We start from the raw sequence: 21,491 nt of genomic DNA, 5'->3' as shown, positions 1-21,491 counted from the left end.
CCCTCGACCGGCCATCGCGGAGACATCGATGACGACACGGACCGGACGCCACTTCCTGCACATTCCGGGCCCCAGCCCGGTGCCCGAGCGTGTTCTGCGCGCCATGGACCTGCCGGTGATCGACCATCGCGGGCCAGACTTCGCCGGACTCGGCAAGGCGGTGCTGGAGGGGGCCCAGGCGATTTTCCAGACCCGTTCGCCGGTCATCATTTATCCGGGCTCCGGCACCGGGGCCTGGGAATCGGCCATCGTCAACACGCTGTCGGCCGGCGACCGGGTGCTGATGTTCGAGACCGGCCATTTCGCCACCCTGTGGCGGCAGATGGCGGCGCGCTGGGGGATCGAGGTCGAGTTCGTGCCCGGCGACTGGCGCCGCGGCGTCGATCCGGCACGGGTCGAAGCGATCCTCTCCGAGGACCGTTCCAAGTCGATCAAGGCCGTGATGGTGGTCCACAACGAGACCTCGACCGGCGCGACGAGCCGGATCGGCGAGATCCGCAAGGCCATGGATCGGGCGAACCATCCGGCCCTTTTCTTCGTCGATACGATTTCGGGTCTCGGCTCGGCGGAATACGCCCATGACGAATGGGGCGTCGACGTCGCGGTGAGCTGTTCGCAGAAGGGTCTGATGCTCCCGCCGGGTCTCGGCCTCGTCGCCCTGTCGGACAAGGCACTTGCTGCCTCGAAGACTGCGACGCTGCCGCGCTCCTACTGGGATTGGGAGGACATGCTTAAGCCGAATGCCGGCGGCTACTTCCCCTATACGCCAGCGACGAACCTTCTCTACGGCCTGCGCGAGGCCATCGTCATGCTGATGGAAGAAGGACTGCCCCAGGTCTTCGCCCGCCACCAGCGGCTGGCCGCCGCCACCCGTGCCGCCGTGGAGGGCTGGGGCCTTGAGATCCTGTGCCAGGAGCCTTCGGAACACTCGCCGGTCCTCACCGCCGTGATGCTGCCCGAAGGCCACGATGCGGACGCCCTGCGCAGGCTCATCCTCGAAAAATACGATCTCTCGCTCGGCACCGGGCTCGCCAAGCTCAGCGGCAAAGTCTTTCGCATCGGCCATCTCGGCGAATGCAACGACCTGACGTTGATGGCCGCCTTGTCCGGCGTCGAGATGGGCCTCAAGGCCGGAGGCGTGCCCCACACGCGCGGCGGCGTGCTGGCGGCGATGGACGCCCTGCGCTCCGGGCTGGACGACTGAGTAGCACATCCCCTTCCCCAGTGCGGGCAGGGGAACGCGTCAGAAACACCAAGCATCCCCGCGTGCCCCCCAGGAAAACCCGGCAATCAGATCGGGCGGGGTGACACGTTCAACCGGAGGAAACCCCGATGACGCCAGTCAAGAGACGCGTCTCCGCGTCGAACATGGTGCTGTTCCTGCTCTGCCTGATGTATTTCGTCACCTATCTCGACAGGGTGAACATCGCCACGGCGGGCGGCGAGATCATGAAGGACCTCGGGCTGTCGAACACGCAGTTCGGCCTGATCCTGTCCGCCTTCGCCTATCCCTACGCCATCTTCCAAGTCATCGGCGGCTCGGTGGGCGACAAGTTCGGAGCCCGGCGCACCCTCCTCGTCTGTGGACTGATCTGGGCCTCGGCGACGATCCTCACCGGGTTCGTGGGCGGGCTGGTCAGCCTGTTCCTCGCCCGGGTGCTGCTGGGATTCGGCGAGGGCGCCACCTTCCCCACCGCCACCCGCGCCATGCAGAACTGGACCGCGCCGGGCCGGCGCGGCTTCGCGCAGGGCATCACCCACGCCTTCGCGCGGCTGGGCAATGCGGTGGCGCCGCCCATCGTCGCCTTCCTGATCTACCAGGTCGGCTGGCGCTTCGGCTTCGTCATCCTCGGCTTCGCGAGCTTCCTCTGGGTCGTGGTCTGGTACCTGTATTTCCGCGACGATCCGAAGGATCACCCCGCCATCACGCAGGAAGAGCTCGCGGTCCTGCCCGAGCCGCGTAAGGTCGGCGCCAAGCAGAACATCCCCTGGGGCCGCCTGACGAAGCGCATCCTGCCGGTGACGCTGACCTATTTCTGCTACGGCTGGACCCTGTGGCTGTTCCTCGGCTGGCTGCCGAGCTTCTTCAAGCTCAATTACGGCCTCGACTTGAAGAATTCGGCCCTGTTCGCCTCGGGCGTCTTCTTCGCCGGCGTCGTCGGCGACACGCTGGGCGGCGTGTTCAGCGACCGCATCCTGAAGAAGACCGGCAACCTCAAGCTCGCCCGGCTCAGCGTGATCGTGACCGGCTTCCTCGGCGCGGCGGCGAGCCTCACGGGCGTGTTCTTCACGCGTGACCTCACCCTGGTGGCCCTGCTGCTGAGCTCGGGCTTCTTCTTCGCCGAACTCGTCATCGGTCCGATCTGGTCGGTGCCGATGGACATCGCGCCGAAATATTCGGGCACGGCGGCCGGCTTGATGAACACCGGTTCGGCGGTAGCGGCGATCATTTCCCCCATCGTGTTCGGGCTCATCGTCGACGCCACGGGAAGCTGGACCCTGCCCTTCGCCGGCTCCATCGGCCTCTGCCTCCTTGGCGCGGGCCTCGCCTTCACCATGCACCCGGAGCGTCCGTTCGAGGAGGAGCCGGAGGTGCCCCTGGGGCGGGCGGTGCCGGCGGAGTAGCGGGCATTCCCGTTTCCCGACAGGTGAGGCGACGTGCTCGTCGGACACCCACGCGCAGCACCCCGTCATCCCGGGGCCGCGCAGCGGAGCCCGGGATCCAGAAACGCAAGTGGTGCAAGACTTTACACCGTCGGCGGCTCTGGATTGCACGCCGCTGGCGCGCCCCTCCGAGTCCGGGCTCGCCTGCGGCGCCCCGGATGACGGTGTGGTGCCCTGCGAGCGGAGCCAACAGATGCGCGCGGCCTTCCTTGCCGCCGTCAGCGACAGTCCAGCCGGCAGGCCCGGCCCCGGCACAACACAGGAACCCGGCACGATGGACGAACCCGTGCACGACACCCCCACCCCGCGCCCCACCTCGCGTCCCTTGCCCCTCGCGGGCATCCGCGTCCTCGACGTGACGCAGGTGATGGCGGGGCCGTTCTGCAGCATGCTGCTCGCCGATCTCGGGGCGGACGTCGTCAAGATCGAGCCGCCGGGCACGGGGGACCAGACCCGCGGTGCCATGGGGTTCAAGATGAAGGGGCCCGACAGCATGGGCTTCCTCAACATGAACCGGAACAAGCGCAGTCTCGCCCTGAACCTCAAATCCGATGCGGGCCGGGACCTGCTGCTCGATCTCGCCGCCAGCGCGAACGTCCTCGTCGAGAATTACCGGCCGGGAGTCATGACCCGGCTCGGGCTCGGCTACGAGGCGATGCGCGCCCGCAATCCGGGCCTGATCTATGCCAGCATTTCGGGCTTCGGCCAGTCGGGCCCCTGGGCGAAACGGCCGGGATACGACCTGATGGCCCAGGCGATGTCGGGTGTGATGAGCGTCACCGGCCATCCAGGAGGTCCGCCGGTCAAGGCCGGCGTACCGGTCGCCGATATCGGCTGCGCCCTGTTCGCGGTCTACGCGATCCTCTCCGCCTATATCGGGCGCCAGGCCGGCGGCGAGGGCCAGTACATTGATGCCTCCCTGTTCGACGCGGCCCTGGCCTTCTCGATCTGGGATGTCTCCGAATATTGGGGGACGGGCCGCATCCCGCAGCCGCTCGGTACCTCCAACCGCATGAGCGCGCCCTACCAGGCGGTGCGAGCCTCGGACGGCTACTTCGTCATGGGTGCGACGAACCAGAAGCTCTGGCGCCTGCTCTGCGACGTGCTCGGTCGCGGCGACCTGTTCGAGGATTCCCGTTTCCTCGACATCCCCGGCCGCCTCGCCAACCGCGAGGAGTTGATCGAGGAACTGGAGCGGAGCTTCGCCGTGAAGACCGCCGAGGAATGGGTCTCCCTGCTCCTCGACGCCGGCATACCGGCCGGCCGCATGAACACTTATCCGGAGGCGTTCGAGAGCGAGCACGGCCGGCACCGGCAGATGCGCATCGAGGTCCCGCACCCGATCGAAGGCACGGTGCCGAATATCGGCTTTCCCGTGAAGCTGATGGGCACGCCCCAGCGCACCCGCAGGCACGCGCCCCTGCTCGGCGAGCACAGCGACGAGGTGCTGACGGAGTTCGGTCTCTCGGCGGACGAGATCGAGACCCTGCGCTCGCGCGGCGCCTTCGCCGCATGAGCGCGACTCAGAACGAGGGCGCGGTCCGCTACCGGGTGGACAGCGCGGTCGCCCATCTCACCTTCGACCGGCCTGCCGCCCGCAACGCCATGACCTGGGCGATGTACGAGGACCTGTCCGAAGGGCTGGCACGGATCGAGACCGATCCCGAGATCCGCGTGGCCGTCCTACGGGGAGCCGGCGGCAAGGCCTTCGTCGCCGGAACCGACATTGCGCAATTCGCGAGCTTCACCTCGGGAGAGGACGGCGTCGCCTACGAGGCGCGGATCGACGGGTTCATCGGCGCCCTCGAAGCCCTGCGCGTCCCCACCATCGCGGTGATCGAGGGGCTTGCGGTCGGCGGCGGCCTCGCCATCGCCAATGCCTGCGACATCCGCATCGCGCAGACCGGAGCGCGCTTCGGCGTGCCGATCGCCCGCACCCTGGGCAATTGCCTCTCGCCGGCCAATCTGCGTCGTCTCACCGCCACGCTCGGCCTCAGCCTCGTCAAGCGGATGCTGCTGCTCGCCGAGATGCCGGCCGCCGAGACCCTGATGCCGCTGGGCTATCTCGCCGCCGTAACGGAGGCTGAAGGGCTCGATGCGGAGGTGGCGCGCATCTGCGAGCAGCTTCTCGGCCATGCACCGGTGACGATGAGCACGACGCGCCGGATGCTGCTCCGCCTCGCGGTCGATCCGGAGGCGGAGGCGGCGGACCTGATCAGTGCCTGCTACGGCAGTCGCGATTTCGGGATCGGCGTGCGGGCCTTCCTCGACAGGAGCCCACCCGCCTGGACCGGCACCTGATCACCGGCAGCGACGTATCCGGCTGCACGCATTATGGTGCTTTCCGGGTAAATGGCCCGACCCCATTCCTGCCCCGATACACCGGACGCCGCACATGACGCTCTACACGCTCGGTTCCCATCGCCCGGAACTCGCCGATGAGGCCCGCATTTGGATCGCCCCGGGGGCCCATGTCATCGGGCGCGTCCATCTCGGCCTCGATGTCAGCATCTGGTTCGGCGCGGTGATCCGCGGCGACAATGACGAGATCCGGATCGGCGACCGCACCAACGTCCAGGACGGCGCCATCCTGCATGCCGATCCCGGCTTTCCGCTGCATCTGGGCGAAGGCGTCACCATCGGCCACCGCACCATCGTCCACGGCTGCAGCATCGGCGCGAACAGCCTCGTCGGCATGGGCGCCACGATCCTGAACGGCGCGAGGATCGGCCGGAACTGCCTGATCGGTGCCAATGCCCTGATCACGGAGGGCAAGGAGATCCCCGACAACAGCCTCATCGTCGGCGCGCCCGCCAGGATCGCCCGCAGTCTCGACGACGAGGCGGTCGCGAAGCTCACCCGGACCGCCGAATCCTACGTCGCCAACGGCCGGCGCTTCGCGGCCGAACTCCAGGCTCTCCGGTGAGCGCGCAATCGAGCCGGTTTCGATGACGGCTGGGGTTCGGCTCCGGTCCGGCACCGTGTTCGAGCGGCGATCAGCTCCGCCGGGTCGCCCGATGGATATCGACCGGCGCCTCGGACCCGACGATGTCGAGACGATGCGGGGCGGAGTGTCCGCGCGGCGCGCGACGGGCCGCGAAGCGGTCGCGGACCGCCTTCGCAGCCTGTTCGACGCTACGGAAGACGGCTCCGTCGAGGGGGGTGAAATCACGTCCCGAGGAGAAGAATCGCACGCCGCCCGGCTCGGGCACGGCGATGCCGGCCGTCACTTCGCCGATCTCGATCACCCGCGGCGGCGATGGCGGAACATTGAGGCGATTGCGGGCACGGGCTTCGAGATGGTCGGCCTGGATGGCAGGCGTATGCAAGCGGTTCAACGCCCTGTGAGCGTCGTCATGGTGAAGCTGGGGCATGGTGTGGTGAAGTCCTGACGCGGCCTGACGGCCATCTGCTGAAAGCGAGCGGATCCGACGGGTTGGTCAGCATCGACAGGAGGGTTTGAGGGAAATCTGGAACGACGATCTGTCAATCACGGCAAGTCATCCTTTCGACGAAGGACCACGAGGCGCGAGCGCTCCGCAGTGCTTTAGCGTTTGGTGACGCGGCGCAAGCTACACACTTCAAATCACCGCGGCGGTACGGCCGATACAAGGCCGAACCACATCTTCAGAATGACGGTCGCTCCTCCTTCCGTCAACGGATGCATCTTTCGAATGCATCCGCCTTCATGGCAGGAATTGTGCGCGAAGATGGAAAAAGCAGGCGCTTCCTTCGTTCGCACCCGGGCTCAGATCGAGGCCGTGTCTGCGGGTGCGATCAGGCCGGCAAGGTCGCAATGATGGGCATAGACCCGCTCGGCCCCGGCCGCGATCAGGTCAGCCCCCGTCGGATCGTGAACCCAATGGCCGCCGCCGGTGAAGCCGAGAACGCGCATTCCGGCAGCGCGGGCGGCCGTGACGCCGGGCACGCTGTCCTCCACCACGAGGCAGCGAGCGGGTGCGAAGCCCATCTCGGCAGCGGCGTGGAGGAAGAGATCTGGCGCCGGTTTGCCGCGGGAGACCATGGTCGCCGAGAAGATGCGGCCCTCGAACAGGGGCAGCAGGCCGGTGAGGCCCAGCGAATGGGCGAGGCGCGCCGGGTCGCTGCTGGACGCGACGCAACTCGGAAGCGTCAGGGCCCGCACCGCCTGGGCTATGCCCGCCATGGCGCTCAGGTCGCGGTCGAAGGCGCGCAGGGTCTCGGCCTTCACCGCCTCGACGAAGCCCTCGGGAGCGACGATTCCGTAATCATGCTCGATATGGTTCATGATCGACGGCATGGAGGTGCCGGCGAAGCGCTCCCTCACCGTGTCCACGTCGATGACGACGCCGATTTGGTTGAGCCCGGCGGTCAGGGTCCCGAGGCTCAGCGGTTCGCTGTCGACCAGCACGCCGTCGCAATCGAAGATCACCAGTTGGGTGGCGGTTTCGGGATCGTTCGGCGAAGGATTGGTCGGCGAAGGCTCGATCGGCAAGGACTCGATGGACAAGGGCATGGTCCGCTGGTGATGGATCGAGGCGGGCTGTGCCATGGAGCCGTCGCAGCGCGCAATGGCGGGTTTCGGCGGCCCGGCCCTGGCGGCGAGAGATCATCCCGCCACGGAGACCTTGCGCCGCGGGATGCGCCCCCCTAATCCGGCATGGCCGGCGCTGGAGCCGGCCTGTGTGCAAGCCGCGATGCTCCGTTTTCTCAGCCGCCTCCTCGGATATGTCGTCCTCGCGGCGGGCTTCGTCGGCCTCGTCTATGACGGTGCCCGCTCGATCGCCAATAACGGCGCCCGCGTCACCAGCCTGAGCGACCTTCTCATGACGCTCTTCAAGGAGCGTGCGAGCGCGTTCCAGGGTTCGGTGGAGAGCGTGGCACCCTGGCTGTGGCAGGCTCTCGTCCTGCCGCTCACACTGGCTCCCGCCTGCCTGCTCGGTCTCGCGCTCGGGGCCTTCCTGCTCTGGCTCGGCCAGCCGGCGCGCGAGCCGATCGGCTTTCTGAGCCGCCCCTGACGCGTTCGCAGCACGCGATAAGTCCGGCGCCTCGCGACATTCGGGAACAGGGCATTCAGGAACCGGGTCCGGCGCCCCATATAACGGATATCCCGCCCTTTCCGCTGCCCTGACGGAGGCCACGATGCTTCAGTTCTTCCGCAAGCGTCCCGAGATGCCGAGCGCCGCCGATGCGCTTCCCGGCCGGTCGACGCCGCTTCCCACCACGGAGATCCATTTCGTCAACGGCAACCCGCTGAAGGGCCCCTATCCGGAAGGGACCGAGCAGATCGTCCTCGGTCTCGGCTGCTTCTGGGGTACCGAACGCAAGTTCTGGCAATTGCCGGACGGAATCTTTGTGACGGCGGTGGGCTATGCCGGCGGCGTCACGCCGAACCCGACCTACGAGGAGGTCTGCTCCGGCATGACCGGACACAACGAAGTGGTCCTCGTCGTCTACGATCCGGCCGTTCGCCCCCTCGAGGCGGTGCTCAAGACCTTCTTCGAGAGCCACGACCCGACGCAGGGCATGCGCCAGGGCAACGATGTCGGCACGCAGTACCGCTCGGGGATCTACACGTCGAACGAGGCGCAGGCCGAGACCGCGAAGGCCGTCCGCGCTGCCTATGGGGAAGCCCTGAAGGCGCGCGGATTCGGCGAGATCACCACCGAGATCAAGCCGCTCGATGCGTTCTACTTCGCCGAAGGCTACCATCAGCAGTATCTCGCCAAGAACCCGGCGGGCTATTGCGGCGTCGGCGGCACCGGGGTGACCTGTCCGATCGGAACCGGAATCGCCGCCTGACGCGACTCATCCGGCCGAGCTCGAACCTTGTCGAGCTTGGCCGCACGTGCGACACCCCCGCCCGATCGGGCGGAGGATTTGGGTCGGATGGTCGAACAGGTTTTCGAACGCGTGCTGTTCGCGTGCCGGTGGCTGTTGGCGCCGTTCTACGCGGCGCTCGGCATCGGCATCGTGGTGCTCTTGGTCAAGCTGCTGCAGGAGCTGGCGCATTTCGTCCTGCACATGTGGAGCGCCACCGAGTCGCAGATCATCCTCGGCGTGCTGACGCTGGTGGACCTGTCCTTCACCGCGTCGCTGCTCATCATCGTGATGTTCTCGGGCTACGAGAACTTCGTCTCGAAGATCGATCACACCGACCACAAGGACTGGCCCGAATGGATGGGCACGATCGACTTCACCGGGCTGAAGCTGAAGCTGATGTCCTCGATCGTTGCCATCTCGGCGATCTCGTTGCTGAAGGCCTTCATGGACATCAAGGCGACGCCCGATCGCGAATTGTATTGGCTCGTCGGCCTCCACATGGTCTTCGTCGTCTCCGGCATCCTGATGGCGCTCACCGACCGGATCGCCGCCGGGCACCACGACAAGTAGGCCCCTTTCCGGAGAGGGCGTCGTGACCCGGAAGGAAGCGATCGGCGAGGCACTCCGCATCCTCGCTCCTCGCCTTCCCGTCTTCGAGGCTGAGGCCGTCCTCGATCGCGCGCTGGACAGTCCGGGCCTGCGGATGGCGAGCCCCGAGAACGCGGCCTGGCTCGCCCTCGTCTCCTTCACCCGGCACGTCTTCACCGAGTACGATTCCTATCTCGACGACGGCTACGACCGCGACAGCGCCCGGCATTTCGTCCTCGACGACCTCAACCAGACACTGCGCGGCTGGGGCGTGCGCCGAACCGTCTCCGAAGAGGTGGAGCAGCCGGACGGCGCGTGATCATTGGGAATTTCTCATCCCGATATCGCCTCCGCCTTTTTTCATCGCGTTATGGACAGACGACGGACTCTCGCGCTTCAATCGCGAGATGCCCGAGGAACGATGGATGAGCCCCATGCGCAGGACACTCCTGATCCTCGTCGGACTGGCCCTCGCATCCGGCGCAAACATCGATCCCGACAGGGCATGGGCACAGCAGGCCGCCGATCCGGCCGCCTGCACCTCCTTCGACTGGCCGGTCCTGCGGGAGCAGGCCTGGTTCGAGGCGCCCTCGCTCCCGAGACTCGATTCCGGCGCGACCCTCTCCGCGGACATGCCGGGTGCCGTCCTCGCGCTCAAGCCGATGGCGGAGGCCGACCTGCCCTTCACGCCATCGCGGGAGCCCAAGCCCGGCACATTCGGCGGCACCCTGCAGATACCGCCGGTCGTCACCCCCGGCCTGTATCAAGTGACCCTGTCGGACAGCGCCTGGATCGACGTGAGCCAGGACGGCACAACGACGCGCAAGCCCGTGGCGAGCACGATGCGGCCCGGATGTCCCGGCGTCTCGAAGAGCGTACGATTCCAGTTCGGCACGACGCCCATCCTCATCGCCGTCAGCGGGGCGAAATCGGACTCGATCAGAATCGCGGTGGCGCCCGCGGAATAGCCGACGGCTCTCGACGGCTCGGCGGCCGATGGATTAGGTTGGCGCCATGCACCTGACCTCACGTCCGTCCCGCCTCGCGGCGTCTTCTTTCCGCCTTGCGGCGCTCGCCCTCCTCGTGTCCGGAGGCGCGGCACAGGCCCAGGACAGGGGCAGCGTGAACCCGAAGCCGCTCCCTCCTCTCGCCAATCCCGACGCTCCCTCGACACCGGCGAAAGCCCTGTTCGGGCGGGTGACGACGCCGGCGCCCGGCCCGGCACGCCCCTACGGGTCCTATGCCAAGGGATGCTTCGCTGGCGGCGAGGCGCTTCCCCTCGACGGGCCGACCTGGCAGGTGATGCGCCTCTCGCGCAACCGGATGTGGGGCACGCCGCATCTCGTGGACTTCATCGAGCGGCTGGCGGCCAAGGCTCCCCGCGTCGGCTGGAACGGGCTCCTCGTCGGCGACATGTCCCAGCCGCGCGGCGGCCCGATGCTGACAGGACACGCGTCCCATCAGCTCGGCCTCGATGCCGATGTCTGGCTGACGCCGATGCCGGACCATCGCATGAGCCGGTCCGAGCGCGAAGAGACCTCGGCCACCAACGTCGTGCGCGCGGACCGCCTCGACATCGATCCGCAGATCTGGTCGCCCGAGCACCTCAAGCTGATCCGCCTGACGGCGCAGCAGCCGGAGGTCGCACGCCTCTTCGTCAATCCGGCGATCAAGAAAGCCCTGTGCCGGGAGGCCGGGGGCGACCGGTCCTGGCTCAACAAGGTGCGCCCGATGTACGGGCACAATTATCACTACCACATCCGCCTCTCCTGCCCGGCCGGCGACGACCAATGCGGAGACCAGGCACCGCCGCCCCCCGGCGACGGCTGCGGCGAGGAACTCGCCTACTGGTTCAGCGACGCCGTGCTGAATCCGCCGAAATCCACCAAGCCCGGAAAGCCGAAGCCGCCCATGACCATGGCGGCCCTCCCCGCCGCCTGCCGGATCGTGCTGAAGGCGCATTGAGGGCCGACGTTCCGGAAGCGTCCGGCGTCCGAGGATGTGGGCATCAGGCCGGATAGGCCATCCGGTCCCGTGATGCGGCCGCCGCCTTCCGTCCCGGGGCTCCGCCATTGGACGGGGCCGGTTCCGCTTCCAATCTCGACAGGATGATCTCCGGCGCTCCCGAGGCGATCAGGCGACCTTCATCCAGAACGTGGACGACGTCGGTGGCGGCCAGGCTCGTCAGGCGGTGCGCGATCAGGATGACGGTGCGCTGTCCGGACAGGGCCGACAGCGCCGCCATCACCGCTGTCTCGGTCTCTCCGTCGAGAGAACTCGTCGCCTCGTCGAAGATGATCACGTCGGGGTCGTGATAGAGGGCGCGGGCGATGCCCAGACGCTGACGCTGGCCGCCGCTGAGGCGGATGCCGCGCTCGCCCACCCCCGAGGCATAGCCACCTTCGAGCCGCATGACGACCTCGTGGATTCCGGCGAGCCGCGCCGCTCGCTCGACGGCGGGCTGGTTCACCGCGGAGGGGTCGACGCCGAGGGCGATATTGGCGGTCACGCTGCCATCGATCAGGAAGATGTCCTGCGGTACGTAGCCGATCCGGTTCTGCCAGGCCGGCAGGGTCTCCGTGTCGAGGGCGACCCCATCGACGCTCACGCTGCCGGAGGAAGGCCGGACCAGGCCGAGGATCAGAGCGATCAAGGTCGATTTGCCCGATCCCGTCCGACCGACGACTCCCACCGTCGTGTTGCTCGCGATGGTGAGATCGATGTCCTGCAGCGCGGGCCTTCGGGACGCATAGTCGAAACTCACGCCCTGCAACCGGATGGCGTCGGTGAAGGGCAGGCGATGGCCGGTACGGGGCGGCGGCTCCCGCTCGCCGATCAGGGCGTCCGCCACCACGGCGACGGCGGGGAGGGAGAACCGGATCAGCGCCGCGGAATTGAAGATGTTCTGAAAGGCCGGCAGCATCCGATAACCGGCAAAGGCGAACAGCCCGAGGAGCGGCAGCATGCCGGCGGTATCGAGCCCCTGGGCCAGGGCGAACAGCACGACGACGATGACTCCGCCGAAGGCGAGCGCCTCGATGGCGAAACGCGGCAATTGCCCGGTTAGCAGGCTCGCGGCCGTGGCCCTGGCATAGGTCTGGGCGGGCTCGTCGAAGCGGCCCGAGAAGGCCTCGACACGTCCGTAGAGCCGCAATTCCGTCAAGGCGCCGAAGGTCTCTTGGACGACGCGGAAGCGCTGTTCGTTATCGACGATGGCGCCGGCGCCGAGATGCGCCAGGCGTGCGCGCATCAGCAGGTAGAGCAGGACGTAGATGCCGCCGAAGCCGCCACCGAGGATGAAGGCGAGGCGAGGCGCATAGGCGAGCAGAAAGATGATGACCGCCAGCGCCGAGAAGGCCCGCGACGCGATGACGGTCAGGGGCGTCAGCACGCCGGAGACGAGACGGTCGATCTCCGAGAGCACGTTCTTGGCGAGTTCCGCGCTGTTGGCGTGAGCGAAGAACAGGTAGTCGCGGTCGACGTAGCGGGCGAGGAGGCGACGGGAGAGGTTGTAGCCGACGAGGTTGGTGTAGAGCAGTTGCGCGTAGGTGAGGGCGGCGTTGACGAGGCTCGTCGTGAGGATCGCTCCAAGGGCGGCGGCACCGGTCACCAGCAAGAACGCGCGCTCATTCGTGAGACCGAGCGCGTCCCGGAGGCCCACGAGGTAGGGAATGCGCCCGGCCGCTCCGGGATCTCCCACCAGGGTCAGGAACGGGATGACCGACGCGACGCCGAGAACTTCGATGACGGCTGCGACGGCGAGCCCGACGGTGATGAAAGCGAGGCGTTTCCGATCGCGGTGCCCGAGAATGCGGAAAAGATCTTTCAGCGCTCCCATGAAGGGTCGCCCCTTCGCTGGTGATCGGCGGGCAGGGATGGACTGGGTTCGATCGGCAATACCGCCAAGCGCCATAGGACGCGGATCGGAGAGTGTCTACGAACCAGTGCGGGTGTCGGGTCGACCATGCACCACCCTCCTCGGCGGGAACCAGTCGCCGCCAGCCTGCGGGTGATGCAAGATCAGGACGAGATCGTTGCTGAATGCCTGGGAAGCGGAATCAATGAGGTGCGTTCCGGCACCTCTCTCCGGCCCGGCCGGATGTCACTCGGAGCGGGCCGGTCGCGGTTCCGTCGACTCCCCATTCCAGACGGCCGCGGTGCCATGACGTTCGCGTCCGCGCAGTCACGATGTCCAGCACGCGCAAGACGACGCGAAATGACGGGCATGCGCATCGTCTTCGTTGTCGCCCGAAATCCCGGTCTTCCAGTCCATCGATCCGACCGGCTTTCGCTGGCTACCACGTCGGATGTCGATCCAACGACGTCACCCATCGCGAAGACCATGAGGGAAGGACCTTTCGACCCCCAATCCAGAAGCAAATGTTAGCCAACCATTCAGTCTTTGCGACCATTATTGGTCAAGTCTAGTCGGGATCTTCGAATGCGTTATGTCGCGGGCATGGGATTGGCGCTCGTCCTTCCCTTTCTGGCGACGGGCACGCCCCGGGCGGGAAGGCCGGTCATCCTGGTCGCCGCACCTTGGGCCGACCCGGTGGTCGTGGTCGCTCAGGCCGGAGGCCTCGTCATCCGCGGGACGGCGATTCCTTGGATCATCGTGGCGATCTCGGAACGGGACGATTTCGCCGCGAGGCTCGGCCTTGCCGGTGCATGGCTGACGCTCGACGCCTCCACCATCACCGGCTGCGCCGAGGCCGCCGGGTCATTCAAGTCATGGATATGAGGATCGGACGTGACGACTGAACGAAGCGCCACCCTCGACACGATCCGGTCCACATCCGGCAAGATGGTCGTCGCCTGCCTCTGGATGAACGTCGCCCTCATCGTCGGCGTGAATGCCTGGCGCGGCGCCCTCGCCGGCTTCCCGCTTCTCTGCGCCGCCCTCGCCCTGGCGCTTCTGCCCTCCTGGCTGTCGACCCGCGACCTGTCAGGGCCGCGCACGCGGATCGTTTCCAGCATGGCCCTGGCGGGTCTCGTCGCGCTGCTGGTGGCGACGCTTCGTCAGGAGGGTGCGGGCCGCGCGCTCCAGGTCGATGCGCATATGTACTTCTTCGCCTGTCTCGCCATCGTCGCCGCCTGGCTCGATTGGAAGGCGCTGGTGGCATACTCGGCCGTGGTGGCCGTCCATCATGTCGGGGTGACGCTGCTCCTGCCGAGTCTCGTCTTCCCGGACGGAGGCGGGATCGATCGTGTCCTGCTCCATGCGGCGATCCTGGTGGCCCAGACGGCAATCCTCGTCTGGCTCGTCTTCACGATCCAGAAATCGGTGGCCGCCAGCGATGCCCTGGCGCGCACCGAGAGCGAGAAGAGCGAGGCCGAGGCCCTGAAGGCCGAGGCCGAAATCCTGGCCGCGGCCGAGAGGGCCCGCATGCTGACGATGCACCGGCAGGTCCAGGATTTTCACGCCTCGGTGGGCCGTGTCGTGTCGAACGTGGAACGCTCCCTCGTCGAGATGGAGACGAGCGCCGACGTCCTCACGGACTTTTCTCGGCGTACGGGCGAAGTGACCTCCGACGCCGCCGCGAATGCGCTTCAGGCGAGCGGCAACGTGAGGACGATCGCAGAGATCTGCGTCGGCCTGAACTGCGGGGCCGATCAGATCTCGGGGCATCTCGACGTGACGGGAACGGTGACCCGGGCCGCCACGGAGGAGGCACGCCAGACCGAACGGACGGTGGCCGTGCTGACGGCGGCGGTCGAGCGGATCGGTTCGGTGATCGGCACGATCCGGTCCGTCGCCGAGCAGACGAACCTGCTCGCACTCAACGCGACGATCGAAGCGGCCCGCGCCGGAGCGGCGGGCCGCGGTTTCGCCGTCGTCGCCAACGAGGTGAAATCGCTGGCCGGCCAGACCGCGCGCTCGACCGAGGAGATCGCTGCCCAGATCCGCGACGTCCAGGGCGCCACCGAGCAGTCCGTCACCTTCATGCGGGCCTTCGGCAGCCGGATCGCGGATATCGAAGCCACCACCACGGCCATGGTCGAGGCGATCACGCATCAGCGCAGCGCGACGCTGGCCATGGATGCGAGCGTCGGCGCCGCCGTGCGGGATACGGAATCGGCCGCGACCCGCGTCTCCGAAGTGGCGGGCACCCTGGGGACCACGACCGAAGTCGCCGGTCACGTCCAGGCCGCCACGGCCTCGGTGCGGGAGCAGGTGAGTGTGCTTCGCGCCGTGACCGCGAGTTTCGTCCAGGTGCTCGATACGCCGCCGTCACGCGCCGCGTGACGGCAAGGCAACGCGGCGGGTCGCGCGTCCCGACGCCCGCCTCGGTCAGCGCGCCATGGTCCGACCGGTCGACGGGCCGGAGGATCCAATCCCGCGAGCGAGACGCACGAAGGCGCGCGGCGGCTGTCCCGTGAGACGGCGGAAAGTCTTCGACATCTGGCTCGCATCACTGAACCCTGCCAGAGGCACGATTTCGTTGAGGCTCATCGTCCCCGTGGCGATGAGTTCCTGCGCCAGATTCACCCGCTCGCGCAGGATGAACTGGTAGGGCGTGACGCCGAAGGATGTCCTGAATGCGCGAACCAGATGGCCGATGCTGGTGCCTATGGCATCCGCGAGTTGCTGCAGGCTCAAGGGTTCGGTGAGATGGCCGAGGATCAGGTCGCGCAGAATCGTGGCCTGCGACGAGGTCAGCGTCGGCCCGCCGCGCCGGGGAGACGCCTCCGCGCTTGAGAACAACTGCAGCAGCGTCGCCGAGACGCTCTCGACCAGCAATGGGCCGCTGGAACAGCCCGTCGCCAGGTCGGCCGACACCGCCTGCAAGAGGTGTCCCACCGCGATCTGCGAGCGGGACGGAACGAATTGCGTCCGGACCCGCGTCCTGGCGAGAGAGACGTCGGTGATGCGCTCGACGGCTTCGGGGGCAAGCCTGAGGGTGAGGGTGCGGAACGGCCCGGTCCAGTCCTCGAACACGGTCGCGCCCGGTTCGAGGATGGTGATGTTGTCCTCAGCGAAATGGTAGGTCTGGCCGGACCAGCGGAAGCGTTGACTGGACGGGCCCAGCGACAACGCGAAGTGAATGCCCTGCTGGACGATCGACACCTTCCCGTGACCACCGAGTTGAACGTCGGTAAACCCGATGCCGGCCCATCCGTGGCCCGTGCTCGTCTGAAGGATGGCCTCGACCTCACCGTCGAGTTCGATGGTGCAGCCGAATTCGTTCTGATCAATCCGCATCGGCGAACCCATCTCGCATGCAGGACCTCCCATAGGCATGTCTCGCCATCGATGCTCCGTTGCAACGCGTGGGTGCATTCGATCGGAGAAGATCGCGTCTCCGAAAATCACTTCCGGCACCACTAAAGCGGCACGTGAAGATCAGTCAAATTGCATTGTCACGGAAGTCGTAACGCCCCGCAAGGATGCGGCGCAATAAAAATTCCGTTGTCGAGGCAGGCTTTAGTGCGGGACGTCTTATCTTCTTCGTTTGACTTCGCGGCCCAGCGATGCACGCGTTGGCTTGATCCAATATCAGACCAATTTTATTCGCCCTATTGATGAGCTCATCATTCCAAGCGCACTTGTTCAGGCAAAGAGAGTTCATTCTCTCTGTCTTGCCCGGCCTTTGGAGAAGCACGTCCCATACGGTCAAGATGCGCGTAAGCGGCACTATAAAGTGCGACAAAATGTCAATTCATTTTAAAAAACATATCTAGATCAACAACTTAAGTAAGTTGATACAGAATGCCAGATCTCGACTGCCTTCGATCGATATTCGCCAATTCTGACAGATGCAGCAGGCACGAATTGGTCCCGAGCACACCGCAGGCACGAGATTCCTCGTCAGGTCAGCAATCGACAACGAGACCTCATCTTCGTTTCGCTTCAGGCCTACGAGCGAGATCGGCGCTTGATGCCTGAGCTGAGGTGTGTAGTCTGAATGGCAGGAAGCAAGTTCAACTGCTTCCAAGTATAACACGAAGAGAAAACCATCGATCTACCTAAGACACTTTGGAGAGAAAATATGTCTTCCACGAATGACACCATCCGCTCCCTCGAGGCATCCGAACTCGACGCCGTCGGTGGCGGCCTGTCCCTGGGTCTCGGCCTGGAAGTCGATCTCTCCAGCGAACTCGGTGCCGTGTCCGGCGTCGTCGGCCAGGTCGGCGGGCTCGTGAGCGGTCTCGTCGGCGGCCTGCTCGGGGCGGTCGGCGGTCTGCTCGGAGGCCATTGAGCCCCGACGCGACCGATCTCGTCATTCCTGATCGGTGAATAGGCGCGGTGGGCCGAGAGGCCCGCCGCGCGTCTCGTGAATAGAAGCCGCAAGGCCGAGGAACGCCGCCTTTCGGCGAGGAGGATCGCCGAACTCGATGACGTCGCCGCTCTTTCGCGCTGAGGTCGCGCAAGCCCGCCGGGATTCCTGGCTGGGCGAAGCTCAAGTCGTGCAACCTCTCTCGATCCGGCTGATGACCGCGATCACGATCCTGATCACGATCGCCGCGATCCTCTACGTCGTCTTCGGCACCTACACGCGCCGGATCCACGCTTTCGGCATGCTGACGCCGGATGTCGGCCTCATCACCGTCGCGAGCCCGGTGGCCGGGCGCGTCAGCGCGTCGGGGGTGAAGGAGGGCGATCGGGTCGTACAGGGCCAGCTTCTCTACACCCTCGACCTCGATGCCGTTTCGGCCAACGGTCCGACGCAGCAGCGCATCATCGACCAGCTGGCCAAGCAGAAAGAGACGATCAAGGCGCAATCCAGGCTGCGCTCGGCCATGGCGGCCACCGAGAAGCGCTCCCTCGCGGAGCAGATCGACAACCTTCAATCCCAATCGCGGCAGTTGGAGGAGCAGGTCCAGCTCCAGGAGAAGCTGGTGCCGCCGCTGAAGGAGCGGGTCGACGTCCTCGCCAAGGCGGTGAGCGACGGCTTTGCCCGCTCGGCCGACCTCCAGAACCAGAACTACCTCTACCTGCAGGCGAGTTCGCAGCTGGCGCAGTTCCGCAACTCGCGCCTGCAGCTCATCGGCAAGGTCGGCGAGCTGCAGGCGACGCTGGCCACCTTCGACGACAAGCTCGCCCGCGATCTCGCCGAGATGGACCGCACCGCCGCCCAGCTGGAGCAGCAGCGGGCCGAGAGCGAGGCCCGCCGGGCCATCGAGGTCCGGGCGCCCGAGAGGGGCATCCTCACCTCGATCCGGGTCCAGGCCGGCCAGGGCGTGGCGGCGGGTGCCACCCTCCTCACCCTGCTGCCGAGCGACGGCCGGCTGCAGGCGAACCTGTTCGTCGAATCCTCGGCCATCGGCTTCATCGATACGGGCGAGGCGGTGATGCTGCGCTACGCGGCCTTCCCCTTCCAGCGCTTCGGCCTCTATCGCGGCATCGTCGCGGAGGTGACGCGGGCACCGCTGGAAGCCGCCGACCTGCCGGAGGCCGCCGGGGCCAAGGCGAAGAACGGCGACGGCATCTACCGCATCATCGTGCGCCCGGACGAGAACAGCGTGATCGCCTATGGCGAAAGCCGGCGCCTTGAGGCCGGGATGCGGGTCGAGGCCGACATCGCACTGGAGAAACGCCCCCTCTATCGCTGGCTCCTCGATCCCCTCTACCGGGTCAAGCGCAGCGTCGATCTCGTGACCCAGGGCGGATGATCGCGTGAGCCTGCTGAGCAATCTCCAGTTCGGCTTCGGCCGGCGTGTGCCCGTCCTGCTCCAGGCGGAGGCCGCCGAATGCGGCATGGCCTGCCTCGGCATGGTGCTGGGCTATCACGGCCGCCACGTCGATCTTGGTGCCCTGCGCCGGCGCCATGCCCTGTCGCTCAAGGGCATGACCCTGCGCAACCTCGTCGACCTGGCGGGCTCGATGGGCCTCGCCACGCGGGCCCTGCGGGCGGAACTGAAGGACCTGCCCAAGCTCAAGGCGCCCTGCATCCTGCATTGGGGCCTCAACCATTTCGTCGTGCTCACCGCGGTTCATGGCCGGGGCATCGTCATCCACGATCCCGCGCGCGGGCGCCGCAAGCTCACCTTCGCGGAGGCCTCGCGCGAATTCACCGGCGTTGACCTGGAAGCGAGCCCGACCACGAGCTTCGTGCGCGAAAAGCGCCGGCGCGGGCTGGCTCTCGGCGACCTGTTCAGGACGATCGGCGGCATCCGCCCGGCCCTCGCCCAGATCCTGGCCCTGTCCCTCGGGATCGAACTCGTCGCGATCCTGATGCCGATCGCCTCGCAGATCGTCATCGACGAGGTCATCGTCAACGCCGATCTCGACCTGCTTCTGGTGGTGGCGGTGGGTCTCGCCCTGCTTCTCACCGTCCAGCTCGTCCTCTCGGTGGCGCGGACCTGGGCGATCATGCTCACGGGGACCAAGCTGAACTACCAATGGTCGGGAAGCCTGTTCGACCATCTCTCGCGCCTGCCGCTGGACTATTTCGAGAAGCGCCATGTGGGCGACGTGATCTCGCGGTTCGGCTCGCTGGCGACGATCCAGAAGGGGCTCACCACCGATCTCGTCCAGGCGGTCCTCGATGGCATCATGTCCATCGGGATGCTCGCCATGCTGGTGGTCTATGGCGGCTGGCTCTCCCTCGTCGTCGTCGCCTCGACGGCGCTCGCCGCGGCGCTGCGGATCGCCGCCTATGCCTCCTACCGCGAGGGCACCGAGGAGGCGATCGTCGCCGAGGCGCGCCAGCAGAGCCATTTCATCGAGACCGTGCGCGGCATGGCGAGCGTGAAGCTCCTCGACCTGCGCGAGCGTCGGCGCGGCACCTGGATGAACCATTTCGTCACGTCGCTGAACGCGCGGCTGCGGCTCCAGCGCCTCGACCTCGTCTTCGGCCGTGCCAACGAATTGCTCTTCGGCCTCGACCGGCTGCTGCTCCTGGTTCTCGGGGCGCGGGCCGTCATCGATCAGTCGATGACGCTCGGCATGCTGGTGGCCTTTCTCGCCTATCGCGACCAGTTCTCGCAGCGGATCGGAAACCTGATCCAGTCGGGCTTCCAGCTGCGCATGCTCAACGTCCAGACCGACAGGCTGTCGGACATCGTCATGAGCGAACCGGAAGAGGGGTCCGGCTCGACCCTGGACCCGGCCTCCCCCGCCCTGGCCCAGCCGGCGGACCGGACGGGGACGGTCGCCGTGAGGGACCTCGCCCTGCGCTACGGTGCGGACGAGCCCTGGATCTTCCGCAATCTCGGCCTCGACGTACCGGCTGGGACGAGTTTCGCCATCACCGGTCCCTCGGGCTCGGGCAAGACCTCGCTGATGAGGATCATGATGGGCCTCCTGCCCGCGAGCGAGGGGCGGGTTCTTGTCGACGGACAGGAGATCCGGACCCTGGGAGCCGCCGCCTATCGCCGCCGGATCGCGGGCGTGATGCAGAATGACGGTCTCTTCGCCGGCTCCATCGCCGAGAACATCGCCAGTTTCGACGAGCGGCCCGATGCTGGCTGGATCGAGGAATGCGCGGCGCGCGCGGCGATCCTCGCCGACATCAAGCGCACCCCGATGGGATTCGAGACGCTGGTGGGCGACATGGGCTCCACCCTCTCCGGCGGCCAGAAGCAGCGGGTCATCCTGGCCCGCGCGCTCTATCGCCGTCCCGAGATCCTGTTCCTCGACGAGGCGACGAGCCATCTCGACGAAGCGACCGAGGCCGTCATCGCCGATGCGTTGCGCGACCTGCGCATGACCAGGATCATCGTCGCCCACCGTCCGGCCACCATCGCAGGGGCGGACCATGTCTTCACCCTGACGCCGGCCGCCTGAGCGCGGCGTCCCCGGACGGTCCCGCTACCCGGATCGGCGTCGGTGCGCTAGCTTGCCCACGTCACCACCGGGCTCGCAGGTTGCGGACTATGCGACGCGTCCTCAAGTTCCTCCACACCATGGGTGCCATCGGCTTGATGGGCGCCATGGCGTGCCTGCTCGTCATGCTAAGCTTCACGCCCGCGCCGACCTCTCTCGCCGGATATGCCCTGATGCGCGGGGCGATGGGCGCGGTCGCCACGTGGATCTTCCTGCCCTCGCTGGCACTCACGCTGCTCGCCGGCCTGCTCGCGGTGGCCCAGCGCGCCTTCCACAATGCCGGCTGGGCCTGGCTGAAGCTCGCCACCGGAATCCTGATGTTCGAGGGCGGCCTCGTCTACGTCCAGGGTCCGATGCGGCAGGAGGCCGACCTCGCCGCCGGTGCCCTCGCCGGCCTCGTCGATCCCGCTACCCTCGGCGACACCCTGGGCGCGGAGGGCAACACGCTCTGGGTGCTTCTTGCCGTCTCGACGGCCAATGTCGTGCTCGGCATCTGGCGTCCACGCCTCGTACGGCGCCCGATCCCGGAGCCTGCCGCGGGATCGGTTGCGCCCATGCCCCGGCGCTAGGTGTGAGCTTTCAGGAGGTTGTCCATCCGGTCTGAACCGAGGAGGCTGGAGTTGCGAGGCTTCAGCTATGTCGGAGAGACCGGATGAACATCCATCAG

Annotated in this window: 21 protein-coding genes; 17 read left to right on the top strand and 4 right to left on the bottom strand. The window is 66.9% G+C overall.

Annotation, left to right across the window (positions count from 1 at the left end; all coding sequences use genetic code 11):
- Positions 1–28: 28 nt before the first annotated feature.
- From ACFQ4G_RS00105 to ACFQ4G_RS00085, 5 genes are all read left to right on the top strand, one after another.
- On the top strand, positions 29–1,204 hold the full coding sequence (locus tag ACFQ4G_RS00105; RefSeq protein WP_238207963.1) for a pyridoxal-phosphate-dependent aminotransferase family protein: 1,176 nt from the start codon (positions 29–31) through the stop codon (positions 1,202–1,204).
- A 128-nt stretch (positions 1,205–1,332) separates the two neighbouring features.
- Positions 1,333–2,625, top strand: coding sequence for an MFS transporter (locus tag ACFQ4G_RS00100; protein ID WP_238207964.1), 1,293 nt, complete (start codon positions 1,333–1,335; stop codon positions 2,623–2,625).
- A 313-nt stretch (positions 2,626–2,938) separates the two neighbouring features.
- Positions 2,939–4,180: a CaiB/BaiF CoA transferase family protein gene (locus tag ACFQ4G_RS00095; protein WP_238207999.1), complete on the top strand. Its 1,242-nt coding sequence runs from the start codon at positions 2,939–2,941 to the stop codon at positions 4,178–4,180.
- Positions 4,177–4,965: an enoyl-CoA hydratase gene (locus tag ACFQ4G_RS00090; protein WP_238207965.1), complete on the top strand. Its 789-nt coding sequence runs from the start codon at positions 4,177–4,179 to the stop codon at positions 4,963–4,965. Before ACFQ4G_RS00095 ends, ACFQ4G_RS00090 begins: the two co-directional genes overlap by 4 nt.
- A gap of 94 nt (positions 4,966–5,059) precedes the next feature.
- The gene (locus ACFQ4G_RS00085; protein ID WP_238207966.1) at positions 5,060–5,590 is read left to right on the top strand and encodes a gamma carbonic anhydrase family protein; all 531 of its coding nucleotides are present in this window, start codon (positions 5,060–5,062) and stop codon (positions 5,588–5,590) included.
- A gap of 70 nt (positions 5,591–5,660) precedes the next feature.
- Here the strand turns inward: ACFQ4G_RS00085 and ACFQ4G_RS00080 are convergent, their stop codons facing one another.
- Positions 5,661–6,038 (bottom strand): hypothetical protein, encoded by a 378-nt coding sequence (locus ACFQ4G_RS00080; protein WP_238207967.1) that lies wholly within the window; start codon positions 6,036–6,038, stop codon positions 5,661–5,663.
- A gap of 374 nt (positions 6,039–6,412) precedes the next feature.
- Positions 6,413–7,159 carry an HAD family hydrolase gene (locus ACFQ4G_RS00075; RefSeq protein WP_379039539.1) on the bottom strand — a complete coding sequence of 249 codons (747 nt, stop codon included), beginning with the start codon at positions 7,157–7,159 and terminating at the stop codon, positions 6,413–6,415.
- A gap of 181 nt (positions 7,160–7,340) precedes the next feature.
- Here ACFQ4G_RS00075 and ACFQ4G_RS00070 point away from each other — a divergent pair, with 181 nt between their 5' ends.
- The 6 genes from ACFQ4G_RS00070 (at position 7,341) to mepA (ending at position 11,019) form a co-directional block, all read left to right on the top strand.
- Positions 7,341–7,661, top strand: coding sequence for a PetM family of cytochrome b6f complex subunit 7 (locus tag ACFQ4G_RS00070; RefSeq protein ID WP_238207970.1), 321 nt, complete (start codon positions 7,341–7,343; stop codon positions 7,659–7,661).
- Between the two features lie 124 nt (positions 7,662–7,785).
- Complete coding sequence (msrA, locus tag ACFQ4G_RS00065) at positions 7,786–8,445, top strand: peptide-methionine (S)-S-oxide reductase MsrA (RefSeq protein WP_238207972.1); 660 nt, start codon at positions 7,786–7,788, stop codon at positions 8,443–8,445.
- An 87-nt stretch (positions 8,446–8,532) separates the two neighbouring features.
- Complete coding sequence (locus ACFQ4G_RS00060; protein ID WP_207410888.1) at positions 8,533–9,036, top strand: TIGR00645 family protein; 504 nt, start codon at positions 8,533–8,535, stop codon at positions 9,034–9,036.
- 22 nt (positions 9,037–9,058) lie between these two features.
- Positions 9,059–9,373: a DUF2293 domain-containing protein gene (locus tag ACFQ4G_RS00055; protein ID WP_238207974.1), complete on the top strand. Its 315-nt coding sequence runs from the start codon at positions 9,059–9,061 to the stop codon at positions 9,371–9,373.
- 115 nt (positions 9,374–9,488) lie between these two features.
- Positions 9,489–10,022, top strand: a complete 534-nt coding sequence (locus ACFQ4G_RS00050; RefSeq protein WP_238207976.1) for a hypothetical protein — start codon at positions 9,489–9,491, stop codon at positions 10,020–10,022.
- 46 nt (positions 10,023–10,068) lie between these two features.
- Entirely contained in the window at positions 10,069–11,019 is a 951-nt protein-coding gene (gene mepA, locus ACFQ4G_RS00045) for a penicillin-insensitive murein endopeptidase (protein ID WP_238207977.1), read from the top strand.
- Positions 11,020–11,062: 43 nt separating this feature from the next.
- On the opposite strand, the gene ACFQ4G_RS00040 is transcribed toward mepA, so the two are convergent.
- On the bottom strand, positions 11,063–12,892 hold the full coding sequence (locus ACFQ4G_RS00040) for an ABC transporter ATP-binding protein (RefSeq protein ID WP_238207979.1): 1,830 nt from the start codon (positions 12,890–12,892) through the stop codon (positions 11,063–11,065).
- A 603-nt stretch (positions 12,893–13,495) separates the two neighbouring features.
- On the opposite strand from ACFQ4G_RS00040, the gene ACFQ4G_RS00035 reads away from it, so the two are divergent.
- Together ACFQ4G_RS00035 and ACFQ4G_RS00030 are read left to right on the top strand one after the other, a co-directional pair.
- On the top strand, positions 13,496–13,795 hold the full coding sequence (locus ACFQ4G_RS00035; protein ID WP_238207981.1) for a hypothetical protein: 300 nt from the start codon (positions 13,496–13,498) through the stop codon (positions 13,793–13,795).
- 9 nt (positions 13,796–13,804) lie between these two features.
- Positions 13,805–15,301: a methyl-accepting chemotaxis protein gene (locus tag ACFQ4G_RS00030; protein WP_379039442.1), complete on the top strand. Its 1,497-nt coding sequence runs from the start codon at positions 13,805–13,807 to the stop codon at positions 15,299–15,301.
- A 45-nt stretch (positions 15,302–15,346) separates the two neighbouring features.
- Here ACFQ4G_RS00030 and ACFQ4G_RS00025 read toward each other — a convergent pair whose 3' ends face one another.
- A complete protein-coding gene (locus ACFQ4G_RS00025) occupies positions 15,347–16,258 on the bottom strand; it encodes a helix-turn-helix domain-containing protein (protein WP_238207983.1) in 912 nt (303 codons plus the stop codon).
- Between the two features lie 787 nt (positions 16,259–17,045).
- Between ACFQ4G_RS00025 and ACFQ4G_RS00020 the strand changes: the two genes are divergently transcribed.
- The 4 genes from ACFQ4G_RS00020 (at position 17,046) to ACFQ4G_RS00005 (ending at position 21,393) form a co-directional block, all read left to right on the top strand.
- Positions 17,046–17,255 (top strand): hypothetical protein, encoded by a 210-nt coding sequence (locus tag ACFQ4G_RS00020; RefSeq protein WP_238207985.1) that lies wholly within the window; start codon positions 17,046–17,048, stop codon positions 17,253–17,255.
- A gap of 136 nt (positions 17,256–17,391) precedes the next feature.
- Positions 17,392–18,669: an HlyD family secretion protein gene (locus ACFQ4G_RS00015; protein ID WP_238207987.1), complete on the top strand. Its 1,278-nt coding sequence runs from the start codon at positions 17,392–17,394 to the stop codon at positions 18,667–18,669.
- Positions 18,670–18,673: 4 nt separating this feature from the next.
- Positions 18,674–20,785, top strand: a complete 2,112-nt coding sequence (locus tag ACFQ4G_RS00010) for a peptidase domain-containing ABC transporter (RefSeq protein ID WP_238207989.1) — start codon at positions 18,674–18,676, stop codon at positions 20,783–20,785.
- An 89-nt stretch (positions 20,786–20,874) separates the two neighbouring features.
- Positions 20,875–21,393 (top strand): hypothetical protein, encoded by a 519-nt coding sequence (locus tag ACFQ4G_RS00005; RefSeq protein ID WP_238207991.1) that lies wholly within the window; start codon positions 20,875–20,877, stop codon positions 21,391–21,393.
- Positions 21,394–21,491: the final 98 nt, after the last annotated feature.

Origin of the sequence: Methylobacterium marchantiae, assembly GCF_042679825.1 — a bacterium.
Taxonomy (GTDB): Bacteria; Pseudomonadota; Alphaproteobacteria; order Rhizobiales; family Beijerinckiaceae; genus Methylobacterium; species Methylobacterium marchantiae.
This window is presented reverse-complemented; position numbering and strand designations above follow the sequence as displayed.

Excerpts from the sequence above, each read along its gene's own strand:
- ACFQ4G_RS00105 (WP_238207963.1), top strand. The coding sequence starts at position 29 with ATGACGACACGGACCGGACGCCACTTCCTGCACATTCCGGGCCCCAGC.
- ACFQ4G_RS00100 (WP_238207964.1), top strand. The coding sequence starts at position 1,333 with ATGACGCCAGTCAAGAGACGCGTCTCCGCGTCGAACATGGTGCTGTTC.
- ACFQ4G_RS00095 (WP_238207999.1), top strand. The coding sequence starts at position 2,939 with ATGGACGAACCCGTGCACGACACCCCCACCCCGCGCCCCACCTCGCGT.
- ACFQ4G_RS00090 (WP_238207965.1), top strand. The coding sequence starts at position 4,177 with ATGAGCGCGACTCAGAACGAGGGCGCGGTCCGCTACCGGGTGGACAGC.
- ACFQ4G_RS00085 (WP_238207966.1), top strand. The coding sequence starts at position 5,060 with ATGACGCTCTACACGCTCGGTTCCCATCGCCCGGAACTCGCCGATGAG.
- ACFQ4G_RS00080 (WP_238207967.1), bottom strand. The coding sequence starts at position 6,038 with ATGCCCCAGCTTCACCATGACGACGCTCACAGGGCGTTGAACCGCTTG.
- ACFQ4G_RS00075 (WP_379039539.1), bottom strand. The coding sequence starts at position 7,159 with ATGCCCTTGTCCATCGAGTCCTTGCCGATCGAGCCTTCGCCGACCAAT.
- ACFQ4G_RS00070 (WP_238207970.1), top strand. The coding sequence starts at position 7,341 with ATGCTCCGTTTTCTCAGCCGCCTCCTCGGATATGTCGTCCTCGCGGCG.
- msrA (WP_238207972.1), top strand. The coding sequence starts at position 7,786 with ATGCTTCAGTTCTTCCGCAAGCGTCCCGAGATGCCGAGCGCCGCCGAT.
- ACFQ4G_RS00060 (WP_207410888.1), top strand. The coding sequence starts at position 8,533 with ATGGTCGAACAGGTTTTCGAACGCGTGCTGTTCGCGTGCCGGTGGCTG.
- ACFQ4G_RS00050 (WP_238207976.1), top strand. The coding sequence starts at position 9,489 with ATGCGCAGGACACTCCTGATCCTCGTCGGACTGGCCCTCGCATCCGGC.
- mepA (WP_238207977.1), top strand. The coding sequence starts at position 10,069 with ATGCACCTGACCTCACGTCCGTCCCGCCTCGCGGCGTCTTCTTTCCGC.
- ACFQ4G_RS00040 (WP_238207979.1), bottom strand. The coding sequence starts at position 12,892 with ATGGGAGCGCTGAAAGATCTTTTCCGCATTCTCGGGCACCGCGATCGG.
- ACFQ4G_RS00035 (WP_238207981.1), top strand. The coding sequence starts at position 13,496 with ATGCGTTATGTCGCGGGCATGGGATTGGCGCTCGTCCTTCCCTTTCTG.
- ACFQ4G_RS00025 (WP_238207983.1), bottom strand. The coding sequence starts at position 16,258 with ATGCGGATTGATCAGAACGAATTCGGCTGCACCATCGAACTCGACGGT.
- ACFQ4G_RS00020 (WP_238207985.1), top strand. The coding sequence starts at position 17,046 with ATGTCTTCCACGAATGACACCATCCGCTCCCTCGAGGCATCCGAACTC.
- ACFQ4G_RS00015 (WP_238207987.1), top strand. The coding sequence starts at position 17,392 with ATGACGTCGCCGCTCTTTCGCGCTGAGGTCGCGCAAGCCCGCCGGGAT.
- ACFQ4G_RS00005 (WP_238207991.1), top strand. The coding sequence starts at position 20,875 with ATGCGACGCGTCCTCAAGTTCCTCCACACCATGGGTGCCATCGGCTTG.